Annotated in this window: 14 protein-coding genes and 1 pseudogene; 11 read left to right on the top strand and 4 right to left on the bottom strand. The window is 73.0% G+C overall.

Features of this window, described 5'->3' with window-relative positions; all coding sequences use genetic code 11:
- Together entS and L3X23_RS12035 are read left to right on the top strand one after the other, a co-directional pair.
- Window positions 1-1266, top strand: coding sequence for an enterobactin transporter EntS (entS, locus tag L3X23_RS12040; RefSeq protein ID WP_237192308.1), 1266 nt, complete (start codon window positions 1-3; stop codon window positions 1264-1266).
- Window positions 1263-1937 carry a formyltransferase family protein gene (locus L3X23_RS12035; protein ID WP_237192307.1) on the top strand — a complete coding sequence of 225 codons (675 nt, stop codon included), beginning with the start codon at window positions 1263-1265 and terminating at the stop codon, window positions 1935-1937. The genes entS and L3X23_RS12035 overlap by 4 nt, the downstream gene beginning before the upstream one ends.
- A 120-nt stretch (window positions 1938-2057) precedes the next feature.
- Here the strand turns inward: L3X23_RS12035 and L3X23_RS12030 are convergent, their stop codons facing one another.
- Both L3X23_RS12030 and L3X23_RS12025 read right to left on the bottom strand, forming a co-directional pair.
- The gene (locus L3X23_RS12030; protein WP_237192306.1) at window positions 2058-3014 is read right to left on the bottom strand and encodes an iron-siderophore ABC transporter substrate-binding protein; all 957 of its coding nucleotides are present in this window, start codon (window positions 3012-3014) and stop codon (window positions 2058-2060) included.
- Window positions 3015-3085: 71 nt separating this feature from the next.
- The gene (locus L3X23_RS12025) at window positions 3086-4321 is read right to left on the bottom strand and encodes an FAD-dependent monooxygenase (RefSeq protein ID WP_237192305.1); all 1236 of its coding nucleotides are present in this window, start codon (window positions 4319-4321) and stop codon (window positions 3086-3088) included.
- 170 nt (window positions 4322-4491) lie between these two features.
- Here L3X23_RS12025 and L3X23_RS12020 point away from each other — a divergent pair, with 170 nt between their 5' ends.
- The 5 genes from L3X23_RS12020 to L3X23_RS12000 are packed head-to-tail and all read left to right on the top strand — an operon-like array spanning window position 4492 to window position 10521.
- Complete coding sequence (locus L3X23_RS12020) at window positions 4492-5985, top strand: class I adenylate-forming enzyme family protein (protein WP_237192304.1); 1494 nt, start codon at window positions 4492-4494, stop codon at window positions 5983-5985.
- Entirely contained in the window at window positions 5982-6764 is a 783-nt protein-coding gene (locus tag L3X23_RS12015) for an aminotransferase class IV (protein WP_237192303.1), read from the top strand. The genes L3X23_RS12020 and L3X23_RS12015 overlap by 4 nt, the downstream gene beginning before the upstream one ends.
- A gap of 18 nt (window positions 6765-6782) precedes the next feature.
- Window positions 6783-8870, top strand: a complete 2088-nt coding sequence (gene pabB, locus L3X23_RS12010) for an aminodeoxychorismate synthase component I (RefSeq protein ID WP_237192302.1) — start codon at window positions 6783-6785, stop codon at window positions 8868-8870.
- The gene (locus L3X23_RS12005) at window positions 8867-9685 is read left to right on the top strand and encodes an alpha/beta fold hydrolase (protein ID WP_237192301.1); all 819 of its coding nucleotides are present in this window, start codon (window positions 8867-8869) and stop codon (window positions 9683-9685) included. Before pabB ends, L3X23_RS12005 begins: the two co-directional genes overlap by 4 nt.
- Window positions 9682-10521, top strand: a complete 840-nt coding sequence (locus L3X23_RS12000) for a siderophore-interacting protein (protein ID WP_237192300.1) — start codon at window positions 9682-9684, stop codon at window positions 10519-10521. Before L3X23_RS12005 ends, L3X23_RS12000 begins: the two co-directional genes overlap by 4 nt.
- Before the next feature lie 354 nt (window positions 10522-10875).
- Here L3X23_RS12000 and L3X23_RS11995 read toward each other — a convergent pair.
- A pseudogene (locus L3X23_RS11995) lies at window positions 10876-11289 on the bottom strand (SDR family NAD(P)-dependent oxidoreductase); the annotation flags it as partial.
- Between the two features lie 85 nt (window positions 11290-11374).
- Here L3X23_RS11995 and L3X23_RS11990 point away from each other — a divergent pair.
- The 4 genes from L3X23_RS11990 (at window position 11375) to L3X23_RS11975 (ending at window position 15049) form a co-directional block, all read left to right on the top strand.
- On the top strand, window positions 11375-11854 hold the full coding sequence (locus L3X23_RS11990) for an Rrf2 family transcriptional regulator (protein ID WP_237192298.1): 480 nt from the start codon (window positions 11375-11377) through the stop codon (window positions 11852-11854).
- Window positions 11855-12180: 326 nt separating this feature from the next.
- On the top strand, window positions 12181-12924 hold the full coding sequence (locus L3X23_RS11985) for an SDR family NAD(P)-dependent oxidoreductase (RefSeq protein WP_237192297.1): 744 nt from the start codon (window positions 12181-12183) through the stop codon (window positions 12922-12924).
- Window positions 12925-13195: 271 nt separating this feature from the next.
- The gene (locus L3X23_RS11980; RefSeq protein ID WP_237192296.1) at window positions 13196-14245 is read left to right on the top strand and encodes a zinc-binding dehydrogenase; all 1050 of its coding nucleotides are present in this window, start codon (window positions 13196-13198) and stop codon (window positions 14243-14245) included.
- 48 nt (window positions 14246-14293) lie between these two features.
- Window positions 14294-15049 carry an SDR family NAD(P)-dependent oxidoreductase gene (locus L3X23_RS11975; protein ID WP_237192295.1) on the top strand — a complete coding sequence of 252 codons (756 nt, stop codon included), beginning with the start codon at window positions 14294-14296 and terminating at the stop codon, window positions 15047-15049.
- On the opposite strand, the gene L3X23_RS35300 is transcribed toward L3X23_RS11975, so the two are convergent.
- Window positions 15040-15165 (bottom strand): hypothetical protein, encoded by a 126-nt coding sequence (locus L3X23_RS35300; RefSeq protein ID WP_255733939.1) that lies wholly within the window; start codon window positions 15163-15165, stop codon window positions 15040-15042. The two genes, L3X23_RS11975 and L3X23_RS35300, sit on opposite strands and share 10 nt — an antisense overlap.
- Between the last annotated feature and the right edge of the window lie 119 nt (window positions 15166-15284).

The raw sequence follows: 15284 nt of genomic DNA, 5'->3' as shown, positions 1-15284 counted from the left end.
ATGCTCCGGTCCCTCCTGGTCGACATCACCCCGCTGCGGCGGAGTGCGTCCTTCCGCTCCCTGTTCCTCGCCCGTTTCGTGCTGCTGTTCGGCGTCGGTCTCGTCGCGGTCACCGTGCCGCTGGAGGTGTACCGGCTCACCGGGTCCACCGCCACGGTCAGCCTGGTGGCCGCGGCGGAGGGGTTCGCGTTCTTCGCCGGGTTCCTCGCGGGCGGCGTGCTCGCCGACCGGCGGGACCGGTGGGCGCTGATCGTGTGGAGCACCCTCGTCTGCGGGCTGACCTTCGTCGGGCTCACCCTCAACGCGGCGTTCCTGCAGGCCGTGTGGCCCGTGTTCGCCTTCGTCGTGCTGAACGGACTGTCGGGCTCGATGGGCATCACCGCGCTGCTCGCCGTCCTGCCCGAGCTGGTCGACGCCTCGCAGCTGCACGCCGTCGGGGCGCTCAACACCGTGTCGATGCGGCTGGGCACCGTCCTCGCGCCGGTGACCGGCGGCGCGGTCTTCGCCGTCGCAGGCCCGGGGTGGAACTACGGCGTCGGCGCGGTGACGGCCCTGTCGGCCTGGGTGGTGCTCCTGCTCGTCGCCCGGCGTCGGGCGGCCGTCCCCCGCTCCGACACAGAGACGGCGCCGCCCACCGCGGAGGGCCCACTGCGCGCGATGCGCAGCGGCTACCGGTTCGTCGTCCGCGAGCCCGTGGTCCGCGGCGTGATGGTGGCGGGGGTGGTGGGCATGTGCGGCGGCGGGTCGCTGGTCCTCATCCCCGCGTTCGTGGACGCCCGGCTGGGCGGGGACCCGACCGTGGTGGGCCTGATGTACTCCGCCCTGTCGGCGGGGCTGATCCTCGGGGCGCTGGGCAGCGGCAGGCTCGGCGGCGTGTCCCGTCCGGGTCGGCTGTTGCTCGCGATGATGATCGTGAGCTTCCTCTGCTACGTCGCCGCCGGGCTGGCCTCGGTCGTGCCGGTGGTGCTGCTCCTCGTCGTCGCCGCGGGCGCGAGCGTGTCGGTCGAGGAGGTGCTCCGGTACGCCCTGCTGCAGATCCGCACGCCCGCCGCCATGCTCGGGCGGGTCAACAGCGTGTTCGGGGCACAGAACATGTCCGGCGCCGCCGTCGGCGCCCTGGTGGCCGGGGTGTTCGGGTCGGTGTTCGGGCCCGCCGACGCCTTCTGGGTCTACAACGCCGTCATGGCGGGTGTCGGTGTCGTCCTGCTGGTGGCCCTGCCCGGGCTGCGCCGGGTCGGCGGCCACGGTCGAGTGGAGGTGTCATGATCTTCGTCGGTGACGGTGCCCTGCTGTGGCGGGCCGTCGACCACGCCCGTCGGAGCGGGTACGCGGTGGACGGGGTGTGCACGTCCGTCGGCGGGGACCGGCCGCCGTGGGCCGAGTCGGTGACGGTCCACGAGACCACGGACGTGAACCTGCTCGCGGACGAGCTGAAGGCGGCCTCGACCGACGGGGTCGTCTGGTCGATCGACAACCGCTTCCTGTTCCGGGCGCCGCTGCTCGGGACGGGGCTGCGGATCTACAACGTGCACGGCGGCCCGCTCCCGCAGTACCGGGGGCTGCCCCTGGCTCTCGTGGCCCACGCGATCCTGAACGGGGAGACCGAGTTCGCCGCGACACTGCACGAGGTGGACGCGGGGATCGACACCGGTCCCGTCGTCGACGAGGAGCGGTTCCCGGTGGAGCCGGACGACGTCTTCGAGGACGTGATGCTCAACCTGGTGGAGGCCTGCCATCGCCTCTTCGTCCGGGCGGCCGACGCGGTGGCGGCGGATCGGCTGCCCCGAGGGGAACGGCGACCGGGACCGGGTGGCTACTACGGCAGGCGGGCGCTGACCGAGTTCGTCCGGCACCGCGCCCATCCGAACTATGTCCGCGCCACCGATCTCGGAATGTTCGAGGATTTCTTTCCGGAAGCGGCGGCGGCCTGGCGCTGACCGCGGAAACGGGGCGATGAAGGGGAGGAGACTGCCTCGGAAAGCGGTCGGTTCACATTTCCCGCGGCGCCGATTCCGGGCCGGAATGACTCCGGCCCGGAATCGGCGCCGAGCGCGCGATCAGCCTGTCGCGGTCTTGAGGAAGGGCAACATGGCGTCGACGCCGTAGGGGATGGACAGGACCGAGGGTGAGGAGAGGGCGAGGTCCGGCATGAAGTAGGCGTGCTCGGCCTTGACCGCACCCAGGTTGGCGAGGCCTGCGTTGGACGCGAGCGTCTCGGCCTGGCTCGCGCCGAAGCCGTAGACGACGAGCACGTCGGAGTCGATCTGCGGCATGAGCTCGGCGGACAGGGGCGACTGGGTGTCCGTGGGGGGAAGCGACGCCACGTAGGGGGTGTCGGTGAAGCCGAGCTCCTTGAGCGTGGTGACGACCGTGGCCTGGTTGCCGCCGACGTAGACCTCGCCGGCCATGACGTCGAGGTAGGTGGCGGTCTTGCCGCGGAAGGTGGGGTTGGCCGAGGCGACCCCGTTCAGGTAGGACTCGGTGTCCGCGATGAGCGTGTCGCCCTCGGCGGGTTTGCCGAGTGCTTGGGCGATCAGCCGGGTGGCGTCCTGCCACTTGGGCGCGTAGGGCTGCGCCCCGACGGGGAGGGCGACGGTCGGGGCGATCCGCGACAGGGTGTCGTACTCCTCCTTGTCGCCGCCGGAGGCGACGTTGATGATCAGGTCGGGCTTGGCCGCGGCGATGGCCTCCAAGGGCAGGACGCGGCCGGTCGTCACCGTGGGGGTGGCCGAACCCAGTTTGTCCTCGGCCCAGGGGCCGACGCCGCGTTCGAAGCCGTAGCGGCTGTGGATGCCGACGGGGACCACGCCGAGTGCCAGGACGACGTCCGCGTCCGACGGGCCGAGGGTGAACACCCGGGTGGGCTGCTGCGGGATCGTGGTGGATCCGAGCGAGTGCTGCACGGTGACCGGGAACGCGGCGGCGGGGGCCTGGGGTTGCTCGGCCGGAGCGGGAGCGCCGGCACACCCGGCCAGCACCAGCAGGAGCGCCACCGCTCCGAGGATTCGCTTCATGAGGGGAGACTAATCTGAGGTTTGGGTAGCAAACAACAGGGTAGGGTCGCCACCACGAGCCGTGCGGGGAGTCAGTACGTTCCGTGAGCGGTCGCTGCGGTCCGTGGCCCGTACGGCGCCCGCTCGAGCCACTCGCCGAGGCGGGGAACCGCAGGTGAGAGCGCTGCGGCCGCGCGCTGCGCCCCGCGCAGCGCCGGGCTCCGCGGGCGCATGTGACGCAGGGCCCGCCCCGCCGCGTCGCGGTTGTGGCGGGCGGCCGCCGTGCGCTCCGCCGCGTAGTCCTCGACCGCTCCCCGCGCCCGTTCGGGGCCGGTCGCACGCAGGGCCAGCGCCACGGCCGAGGCCGCGGCGTCCGCGTCGGCGATCCCGCTGTTCATCCCGCGGGCCCCGAAGGGCGCGAACAGGTGCGCCGCCTCCCCGGCCAGCAGCACCCGGCGGTGCTCGTCGACGAAGGAGTCCGCCACCAGCTGCAGGAACGGGTAGCGCGAGGCCCACAGCACCCGGTCCAGGTAGCCGCGGTCGACCACCTGCGGCAGCCAGTCGCGCATGCGGGCCTCGTCGAGGAACTCCTCGGGGTCCTCGCCCGGCCTGCACTGCAGGTCGACCTGCCTGCCGCCGGCGAACGGCACGACCAGGACGTGCCGCCCGCCGAGACCGGGATGGTGATAGTGGAAGGTGCGCAGGGCGGGCTCGGGCGCGCGGGGGTCGTCGGCCAGGTCGACGACGACGTGGTGGCTGTTCGAGCGGCCGCCCACCATGGTGCGGCCGATCGCGGCCCGGACCGGGGAGCGGGCCCCGTCGGCGGCGATCACGTACCCGGCGCTCCAGGACCGGCCGTCCGCCGCGTGCACCTCGACGCCGTCGGGGGTGCTGCGCACCGTCTCCACCCGCGCCGACCAGGCGAGCTCGACGCCTGCCTCCCGGCAGGCCTCGAGGAGGAAGCCCTCGGTCTCGATCTGGCGCAGGCAGGCGTAGGGCGGGAGCCCGTGCCCCCGGGTCCCCGAGTCGTCCCGGTGGTCGCGCGCGAACACCTCGTGGCCGCGGTAGCGGGTGCGGCGCCCGGCCCACCGGATGCCCCGGCGCGCGATCGCGGTGCCCAGGCCCGGCCGCATCCGGTCGAGCAGGGTCAGCGAGTCGCGGTGGACGTACAGCGCGCGGCTGCCCGGGCGAACGCGGTCCTGCGGGTCGGCCTCCAGCAGGCGGACCGGGATGTCGAGGGCGCGCAGGGCGAGGGCCGCGGTGAGCCCGACGGGCCCGGCGCCGACCACCAGGACGGGGGGAGTGTGGGCACCATGGTCTGCAGTCAACTGCTCGGCTCCGTCGATGTATTCGAGCGCACGAAAAGCGGCCCGGGGGCGCCCCGGCGCGCGGCAGCGAATTCTGGAGAAAACGTTGTCCCGGCCCGGGGAGCGGCTTAAGGTAAGGCTATGGTTACATTAGTCGGGGGTCCGGTTCCAGTGGTCTTCCGAGATTTCCGGTGAACGTCGCGGAGGTCGTCGCACGGCGGGTGCGGGCGCGCGGCCTGCTCGATTCGGCCGCGTTCCACAGCGACCGCACGTGGACGCACCGCGAGGTCCACTCCCTGGCGGCGAGGCTCGCGACCGTGCTGCGGGAGCGGGGCGTCCGGGCCGGTGCGCGCGTCGTCCTGTCCCTCGTGGACAGCCCGGTGTTCGTCGCCCTGTTCCTCGCGGTGGCGCGGACCGGTGCGGTCGCGGTCGTGACCAACCCGTACCTCGGCGGGGCGGAGCGGGCCGAGCTGGTCGACCGGGTCGGGCCGGCACTCGTCGTCGCCGGCGGTCCGGGCGGTGCCCTGGGGTCGGCGGAGCGATGGGTCGAGCCCGAGGCGCTCGTCGTGGCCGCGGACCGGGCCGCCGAGGGTGCCGCGGTCGACCTGGCGGACGATGCGGACCTCTACGTGCAGTTCACCTCCGGCACCACCGGTCGTCCCAAGGGGGCCGTGCACCGCCACGGGGACCTCGCCGCGTACCACCGGGCGGTGGGGGAGGACATGCTGGGGATCTCGGCCGCGGACGTCACCCTGTCCGTCTCCAAGATGTTCTTCGCCTACGGGTTCGGCAACTCGCTGGTCTACCCGCTGTTCTCGGGTTCGGCCGCGGTGCTGAGCCCCGAGCGACCGACCCCGGCGGCGATCGCCGAGCTGGTCGACCGGTACCGGGTCACGGTCCTGCACGGGGTGCCCTCCGCCTACGCCAACCTGGTCGCCGAGACCGACCGGAAGGCGTTCGGCTCGGTGCGGGTCGCGGTCTCGGCGGGGGAGTCGCTGCCCGCCGTCGTGCGGGCGCGCGCCGGGGAGCTGCTCGGGGCCCCGGTGCTGAACGAGCTCGGATCGACCGAGGTGGGGGGCGCCTACTGCGCCGAGACCCCCGCCGACACCGCAGCCGACGACCCGGCCGACCGCGCGCCCGGGACCATCGGACGGCCCCTGACCGGCTACGCGCTGCAGGTGCGCGACGGCGCCGGGCGACCGTGCCCGGTGGACGTCTCGGGCAGGCTGTGGGTGCGGGGTCCGACGGTCATGTCCCGCTACCTCGACGCGCCCGATGAGACGGCCCGGGTGCTCGTCGACGGGTGGCTCTCGACGAACGACACCGGGTTCCGGCGCGCCGACGGCCGGTTCGTCCACACCGGACGCGCGGACGACATGGAGATCGTCGGCGGGATCAACGTCTCGCCGCAGGAGGTCGAGGCCGTCCTCGGCGAGCATCCCGCGGTGCGGGAGATCGTGGTCGCCGCGGTCCTCGACGCGCGCGGCGCGAGCAAGCTGCGCGCGTTCGCGGTCTCGACGGCCGCCGCGGACCGCCACGCCCAGCTCGAGGGCGAGCTGCTCGCCCTGGCCCGGCGCAGGCTGGCGGCGTTCAAGGTGCCGCGCAGCATCACCTTCGTGCCCGCGCTGCCGCGCACGTTCAGCGGCAAGGTCCAGCGGTTCGTGGCGCGGACGGGGCAGTGGTGACCGCGCGGCGCCTGCACTGGGCCGGGCCGGGCCGCTGGTCGGAGGAGGTCGGGCCCGCGCCCGAGGCGGCCCTGGTGGTGGACTCGTTCCTCGCCGTCGGGGGGCGGGTGCGGGACCTCGACCGGCACGGGGCCCGGTTCCGCGCCGGGTGCGCCGCCCTCGGGCTGCCCACCGCCGACCTCGGGGCGTTCCTCACCGACGCCGCGGCCGCCCTCCCGCGGGCGGGGCGGTGGTTCCCCCGTGTGGAGGCCCACCCGGGTGGCCGCCTCGTGCTCTGGGTCCGACCGGCGCCGCCGGAGCAGTGGGAGACCCGGCTGTGGGTGGCACCCGAACCGGACGCCCGCCGCCGCCCCGAGGTGAAGGGTCCCGATCTCGCGCTGCTCGCGGGGCTGCGCGGCCGCGCCGTCGCGCACGGCGCGGACGACGCCCTGCTGGTGGGCCCGGACGGGGTCGTGCGCGAGGCCGCACACTCCGCCCTGCTGTGGTGGCGCGGGGACCGGCTCTGCGTCCCCGCCCCCGACCTGCCGGTGCTGCCCAGCGTCACCGCCGCGCGGCTCCGCGGTGCGGCGCAGGCCGCGGGCGTGCCGATCACCCCCGAGCGCTGCGCGCCCGCGAGCCTCGCCGAGGCGGAGGTCTGGACCGTGAACGCACTGCACGGGATCCGCCCGGTGGTCGGCTGGCGGGGCGCCGGGGCGCCCGTGCGGGCCGCCGTCCCCGACGCGGCCCGCCTCGACCACTTCCGCAGCCAGCTCGCCGCCGACGCGTCCACGCGACGCTGACCGACGCCCGGAGACCCGATGCGCACCATCCTCGTCGACAACTACGACTCCTACAGCTACAACGTGTTCCAGCTGATGGCCGCCACGTTCGGGGTCGAGCCCACGGTCCTCGCCAACGACGCCCCGGAGTGGGCGGACATCGACCTCGCCGACTATGCGGCGGTGGTGATCTCCCCGGGGCCCGGCAGCCCCGCCGAACCGGGGGACCGCGGCGTGGCCCTGGACCACCTGCGCGCGGGGACCATCCCCGTCCTCGGGGTCTGCCTGGGCCATCAGGCGCTCGGCTGGCTGGCGGGCGGGTCGGTGGTCCCCGCCCCCGAACCCCGGCACGGCTACCTGGAGACCATCCGCCACAGCGGGACCGAGCTGTTCCGCGGCGTCCCGCAGGACTTCACGGCCGTGCGCTACCACTCGCTCTGCCTCGCCGAGCCGCTCCCCGAAGACCTCGAGGCCACGGCCTGGTCGCCGGACGGCGTGGTGATGGGCGTCCGGCACCGGCGCCTCCCCTGGTGGGGCGTGCAGTTCCACCCGGAGTCGGTGGCCTCCGAGCACGGCGCGGCGATCTTCGCCAACTTCGCCGAGCTCGTCCGGGCCGAGCACCGCGGCGGACCGACGCCGCTGCGCCCCCAGCAGCGGACCCTGCGCCGCCGGACCCTGGACTTCACCGTGTCGACCGAGGTCCTGTTCGAGGAGCTGTTCGCCGACTCGCGGTTCGCGTTCTGGCTGGACAGCAGCCGGGTCGAGCGCGGGCTCTCCCGCTTCTCCTTCCTGGGGGACGCGGGCGGCGGGCTCGGCGAGGTGCTCAGCGCGCGGGTGGGCACCGGCGTCGTCCACGTCGTCACCGAGGACGGGCGGGTCCGCGCCACCCCCGGGTCGATCTTCGACACCCTGGAGGAGCGGCTGCGCACCCACCGGCTGCCCTGGGACTCCGCGCTGCCGTTCGACCTCGCCTGCGGCTACGTCGGCTACTTCGGCTACGAGATGCGGGACGAGTGCGGGTCGCCCACCGACCACGTCTCGCCCCAACCAGACGCCCAGTGGATGACGGCGAGCCGCATGGTCGCCGTCGACCACGAGACCGACACCACCTGGGTCTTCGCCCTGGCGGACGGGGGAGACGGCTCGGTGCGGCGGGCCCAGGCCTGGGTGGACGAGACCGCGGGCCGCATCGAGGCGCTGCGCGGCGCCCGGCCGCGGCCGGTGGCGCACGAGGAACGGGAGATCGACGTCGAGCCGCTGCTGCACCGCTCGCGGGCCCGCTACCTCGCGGACATCGCGGAGTGCACGGCGAGCCTGCACGCCGGGGAGAGCTACGAGATCTGCCTGACCAACGGCCTGGACCTGCCCTTCACCGGATCCCCGCTGGAGGCCTACCGCTGGCTGCGCAGGCGCAGCCCCGCCCCGTACGCCGCCTACCTCCGGTTCGACGAGCTCCACGTGCTGTCGTCGTCCCCGGAGCGCTTCCTCACCGTCGACGCCCAGGGCACGGTCGAGTCCAAGCCGATCAAGGGCACCGCCCGCCGCGACCCCGACCCCGAGGTCGACCGCGCCCTGCGGGACGAGCTGGCGGGCAGCGACAAGACCCGCGCCGAGAACCTCATGATCGTCGACCTGCTGCGCAACGACCTCGGCCGGATCTGCGAGATCGGCAGCATCCGGGTGCCGGGCTTCATGAAGGTGGAGTCCTACGCCACCGTCCACCAGCTCGTCTCGACGATCCGCGGTCGGCTCCGGCCCGAGGTCGGGCCCGTCGCGGCGGTCCGGGCCGCGTTCCCGGGCGGCTCGATGACGGGCGCGCCCAAGCTGCGCACGATGCAGATCATCGACGCGCTGGAGCAGCGCCCGCGCGGCATCTACTCCGGGGCGCTGGGCTTCTTCGGCTTCCAGGGCGCGGCGGACCTCAACATCGTGATCCGCACGGCGACGATCGAGTCCGGGCGGGCGAGCATCGGGGCCGGTGGGGCCATCGTCCTGGACTCGGACCCGGTGGACGAGTACGACGAGATGACCCTGAAGGCGGCCGCGGTCGTGCAGGCGGTGGCCGGAGCGGGTGGCGGAGCACGCGGAGTCGCACCCTGCGCCCGGCCGGAGCGGCGCTCGGCATGACGACCGTCGTCGCCGACCTGAACGGCATCTCACTCGCGTACGACGTGCGCGGCGAGGGCCGGCTCGTCGTCCTGGTGATGGGCACCGGGAGCCCCGGTCGGGTCTGGCACCTGCACCAGGTCCCGGCCCTGCTCGCGGCGGGACACCGGGTCGTGACGTTCGACAACCGCGGGATCCCGCCGACGACGGAGTGCGCCGACGGCTTCACCGTCGACGACATGGTGGGGGACACCGCGGCCCTCATCGAGCACCTCGGCGGCGGCCCTGCCCACGTGATCGGGACCTCGCTCGGCGCGCGGATCGTCCAGGAGCTCGCCCTGGCGAGACCGGACCTCGTCTCCCGGGCGGTGGCGATGGGCGCGCACGCGCGCCTGGACCCCGTGGCCGAGGCGCAGGCCCGCGGCGAGATCGCGCTGCACGACGACGGCGTGGTCCTGCCGCCCGCTTACCATGCCGCGGTGAAGGTGGTGCAGAACCTCTCGCCCGTCTCGCGGCGGGCGGAGTCCGTCCAGGACTGGCTGGACGTGTACGAGATGGGGGGCTCGGCGATCGGACCGGGGGAGCGGGCCCAGCTGGCGGCGTCGGTCGACATGGGCGACCGGCGGCCCGCGTACCGGGCGATCACGGTGCCGTTCCTCGTCGTCGGCTTCGCGGACGACACCACCATCCCGCCCCACCTGAGCCGGGAGGTCGCCGAGGCGATCCCGGCCGCCCGCTACGTCGAGGTCCCCGACACCGGGCACGTCGGGTACCTCGAACGTCCCGCGACCGTGAACGAGATCCTGCTCGACTTCCTGAACGAGGAGCGCACGTGACCGCCGAACCCCCGTCCCACCTGGCCGACGTGCTGGCCGTGCGCCGGCTCTCGCCCAGCCTGGTCCGCGTCGAGCTGGGCGGGCCGGGGCTGCGGGGGTTCACCTCACTCGGCGTCCCCGACGAGGGGTGCCTGCTCAACTTCCCGGTGGCCGGGATCTCCGAGGACCCCGTGGACGACGTGGGCCGCTGGTACACCGTCCGCGCGGTCGACGAGGCGGCCGGGCGCCTGACCGTGGACCTGGTGGTCCACCCCGGTGGGGTCGGCGGCGAGTGGGCCGCCGTGGCCGAGGTCGGCGACCGGCTCCGGATCGTGCACCAGAACAGCTGGTTCAAGCGACCCGAGGACGCCCGGTGGCAGCTCCTGCTGGGGGACGTCGTCGGCCTCCCGGCCTTCGGCCGGATCATCGAGGAGACGGCGGGCTCCCTGCCCACGACGGCCGTGATCGAGATCCCCGACCCCGCCGACCGGCAGCCCCTCACCGGTGCGGAGGTGACCTGGATCGACACCCCGGAGCTGGGCACCGCGGGCAGCACCCTGGCCACGGTGGTCCGGGCACTGGAGCTCCCCGAGGGACCCGGGTACGTCTACGTCGCGGGCGAGGCCGCCGCGACGCGCGCCATCCGCAAGCACCTGCGCCACGAGCGCGGGCTCCCGGCCCGCTCCTACGGTGTCGTCGGGTACTGGCGCGTCGACGGCAAGGAGTGGAACCGCCGGTTCCGCGAGTCCGGAGCGGACCTGCGGGCCCTCTACGCGGAGGTCGAGAAGACCGCGCCCGACGCCGAGGCCGCGCTCGACGTCTACGAGGAACGGCTGGACCGCATCGGTCTGCTCTGAGCGGGCCGAACACGCCCGTGCGGGTCCGTGCACGGTCGACCTTCCGACTTCGACACAGGGTGTCCCCGCTGCGCACCGGCACGCCCATCCAGCCGTGGGAGCCTTCGGAGACGACGAGGTCGGTGGCGGAGCCGAAGATCGGGTCGGTCTGGGCGTCCGGCGAGAAGACGTGCTGGGTGTGCTCGAGGATGTTCGGCAGGACCGATCTCCCGGCGGCACCGGAGGACGCCGGGAGCCGCGCGGTGGCGGTGTCGGGCGGGATCTCGGCCAGGTCCGTGGGTGCCCGGAGCTGAGCGGATGGTGCCGTCGTCCCGCGCCGGGGCACGGCCGAGCTCGCCGGTGACTCCACCGTGATCAAGCGACGAGCCTGCCACCGTCGGCGGTGACGTCGGTGCCGGTCATGAATGCGCTGCGGTCCGAGGCGAGGAACAAGGCCGCGTCCGCGACGGCCTCGGCCGGGACGAGATCGGCGAGTGGAGTCCGGAGCGTGCCGGAGAACCCCGCGGCCCGCGCCTCCTCGAGCGTCCGGGCCATGCCCGGGGTGTCGGTGGGGCCGGGCAGGAGCGCGTTGACTCGGATCCGGCGCGAAGCGAGCTCCCCCGCCCACGAGCGGGCCAGATTGCGGCCGGCTGCCTTGGTCGCCGCGTAGACGCTCATGCCGGGTGACCCCGTCACCCCGGCGATCGAGGACACCAGGATCACCGAGGCGCCGTCCACCAGCAAAGGCAGCGCCTTCTGCACCGTGAAGAAGGTCCCCTTGGTAGTGGTGGCGAGGGCGGTGGTACCTGCTCCACCTCAGGTCGCGCGCCCAGGGGCGCCGACCATGTGTAGCAAGAACTGTTACAATCAACACATGAGTGCCAACTCCCGGATGACGACCGCTGTGCACGTCTTGACGTGGATGGCGTTCGACCGGCGGGGGACGGACAAGGAGATCGCGACGTCTCAACGCATCGCGACGAGTGTGAACACCAACCCCGTCGTGATCCGTCGCTGTCTGGGGGAGCTGCGTGCCGCCGGACTCGTCGAGGCCGTACGCGGACGCAGCGGGGGTTGGGTGCTCACCCGCGACGCGGCCGAGATCACGTTGCTGGACGTCTACCGGGCAACCGGGGCGGAGCCGATCTTCGGTATGCACGCGGCGTCCCCGGATGCGGAGTGCTACGTGGGCCACGGCATCGTGGCGGCGTTGGGCGAGGTCTACGACGAGGCGAGCCGGGCGATGTGTGAGGTGCTGGGCTCCACCTCGATCCGGGACGTGCTTCGCCGGAGTCTCGCCGACTTCCCCGAGCTCTGGGAGGGCCAGGGGTTCGGCGTGGTGGCGACCGGCTGAACCCGGTCGTCGGGCGGTGGCCCAGCCCCGCTGGGCGGCTCGGGGTCACCGCGGACCCGAGCACGCCGGACCTGTGGTCAGGCGCGGTCCCACGACCCGCCCGATGGTGCTCGCGGAGCTGGTCTGGGACCTCACCGTGGACGGAGACCGGCTCGAGGCGACACGGCCGCCGGAGGTGGCGGCCTGAGCCGGCTCGCACGCTCACGCGGGGCGATGGGTGCCGCTGATCCTAGGTGCGGCGCACCCCGTGAGTGTCGCCCTTCTTCGGCGTGCCTGCGCGGCGTTGACTCGTCTCCGTCAGCCACACGACGGAGGGAACGAGAAGCGTGACGATCATCGTCATCACCGGAGGAAGTCGCGGGTTGGGTGCGGCGGCGGCGCGGGCGTGCGCCCGCCGAGGCATGGGTGTGGTGCTCACCTACAAGGCCAACCCGGAGTCGGCGCAACTCGTCGTCGAGGAGATCACGGCCGAGGGCGGCACGGCGGTGGCGCTGCCGCTCGACGTCGCCGACGTGGCGTCGTTCGGCGCGTTCCGGGAGTCGCTGCGGGCTGCGCTGCGCACCGAGTGGGGCCGCGAGGACTTCGACGGGCTGGTCAACAACGCGGGCTACGGCCTGTACGCCCCGATCACCGAGGTGACCGAGGCACAGTTCGACTCCTTGTTCGCCGTTCACCTGAAGGGCCCGTTCTTCCTGACCCAGACGCTGCTGCCGCTCCTCGCCGACGGTGGACACATCGTCAACATGGCCAGCGCCACCTCCCGGGTGGCGACGTCCGGGGTCGCGCCGTACGCGAGCCTCAAGGGCGGGTTGGAGGTGCTCACCCGGTATCAGGCCAAGGAGTTCGGTGACCGGGGAATCCGTGCCAACGCCATCGCTCCGGGGTCGATCCGTACCGAGCTGGGTGGCGGCCTGACCGACGAGTTCGAGAAGATGTTGGCGGGCCAGACCGCCCTGGGTCGCGTCGGAGAGCCCGATGAGGTCGGCACGGTGATCGCCGGCCTGCTCTCGGCGGACAGCCGGTGGATCAACGCTCAGACGATCGAAGTCGCAGGCGGCTACGTCATCTGAAAGGACAGCGCCGTCCGACCCCCGTGGGCGAAGGCCTGCCCGGGCTGCAACGGCACTCTCCCGCAGTCGGTGTGACGCTGATCGCCGATCCAGGTCGGCACGTGCACGGCGAGGTGGAACCCACCGTTCGCGCTCACCTGCGTCCGCTCGCCCGACTTGACTGTAACCGTTGTTGTTACATAAGTTCTGGTGTAACCGTAATCGTTACACCATCTCGTCGGGCCGCGCGACGTCGTCGTCGGCCGCGACATCACCCTGGTAGGAGCGGAACATGGTCGAGCCGTTGACAGGCGACGAGCGTCACCTCGGCGGGTCGGCGCGGCGGGTGCAGTTCAGTCGGCTCGGTGGCCCCGAGGTGCTGGAGATGGTGCCGTTCACGCTGCCTGCGCTGGCGTCCGGGCATGTGCGCGTGGCGATCGACGTGATCGGGCTCAATCGCTTCGAGGCCTTGTTCCGGCGCGACCACTACGTCATCACCCCGACGCTGCCTGCGGCGCTCGGTGTCGAGGCCGTGGGCGCCGTCCTCGACACCGCGCCCGACGTCGAGGGATTCGTCGTGGGGGAGCGGGTGGCGATCCTGCCGATCCAGTCCCCGGTGGTCGGTACCGGCACCTACGCCACCCACGCGGACGTTCCCGTGGGGGCGCTGGTCGCAGTGGCGGCCGATCGGTCAGACGAGCAGGAGGCCGCGACCTGGATGGCCGGCCTGCAGGCCTACACCCTGGCCACCAAGGTGCCGATCCAACGCGGTGACACCGTCGTCGTCACGGCCGGAACGTCCTCGGTCGGCACCGCACTGATCCAGATCGCACGGGACTTCGGCGCTACGGTCATCGCCACGACCCGCACTGCTGCGCGCAAGCCGGAGCTGCTCGCCCTGGGAGCCGACCACGCCGTCGCCACCGACGACGAGGACCTCGTCGGCATCGTCGCCTCGATCACCGACGGGGTGGGCGCCACGGCGGTGTACGACACCGTGGGCGGTGCTCTGCTGGTCGATCTGATCGCCGCCACCGCGCCGTTCGGGCATGTGCTCTGCTACGGGGCACAGACCTCACCGGATATCCGGGCGGCCCGCGTCGACGTGCCCCTGGTCGCTCTCGACCGTAGGTCCATCGCTTTCGTCGACCTCTTCGAGCTCGTGGAGTCCCCCGACCGCCTGGCCGCGGCGAAGGCCTACATCACCGATGCCGGCAAACGCGGTGCACTGTGCGTGCCCGTGGATCGAGTGCTGGACTTCGACGACGTGCAGGAGGCCCACCGGCTTCTCGAGGCCGGCCGTCTCGCCGGGAAGCTGCTGCTCCGCGTCACCCGTCCCTGACCCGCCGCCTCACCCCGCATCTGGATCGAAAGGAAGGGAGACACACCCATGTCTGGCAAACTCGAAGGCAAGGTCGCGGTCGTCACCGGCGGCTCCAGCGGAATCGGTCTCGCCATCGCCAAGGAGTTCGTCGAGCAGGGCGCCTACGTCTTCATCACCGGGCGTCGTGCGACGGAGCTCGAGAAGGCGGCCGAGGAGATCGGGCGCAACGTCACCCCGGTCCAGGGTGACGTCGCGAAGCTGGCGGACCTCGACGAGCTCTACGACGTCGTGCGGCGCGAGCAGGGTCGCGTCGACGTCGTCGTCGCGAATGCCGCCGTGGGCGGTCTGGCCCCGGAGGGTGCCGCAGCGTCACCGGAGCACTACGACAAGGTCTTCACCGTCAACGCGCGCGGGGTGTTCTTCACGGTGCAGAAGGCGGTCGACCTCCTGAGCGACGGCGCAGCCATCGTGCTCGTCGCCTCGAACGCCCACTCTCTGGGCATCCCCGGCTTCGGGCCGTACTCCGCCTCCAAGGCGGCGGTCCGCTCCTTCGCACGGACCTGGGCGGCCGAGTTCAGTGGTCGCGGCATCCGCGTCAACACGTTGAGCCCCGGACCGATCGACACGCCGATCTACGACACGTCCGGGCTGACCCGGGAGGAGAGCGACGAGTTCCTGAACGGGATCATCAGCCAGGTGCCGCTGCGCCGCATGGGCCGCCCCGAGGAGATGGCCGCGGCCGCGCTGTTCCTGGCCTCCAGCGACTCCGGCTTCATCACCGGCGTCGATCTCGTGGCCGACGGCGGCATGACTCAGATCTGACGGGCTCCGTCACCGCCGGTGCGGACCGCGACGAGGCGGCGGACGGCGAGGCCGAGGTCGGCGCGCTGTGCCTTCGCGATGGCTGCGACCGTGCTCCCGTAGTAGGCGTAGATCATCCGCTGGTTGACCGCACCGCCGCTGCTACGCGTGCGACCCGGCCGCCTGCGAGCCCGGCAGCCGAGAACTCGGCCGTCTCGTCCACTCTGCTCGTGATGGGCGCTCGCGCCCATCACGA

The sequence above is a fragment of the Pseudonocardia sp. WMMC193 genome (genome assembly GCF_021728735.1).
Classification (GTDB): domain Bacteria; phylum Actinomycetota; class Actinomycetes; order Mycobacteriales; family Pseudonocardiaceae; genus Pseudonocardia; species Pseudonocardia oroxyli.
Note: the sequence above shows the minus strand (reverse complement) of the source record. Positions and strands in the feature narration are given on the sequence as shown.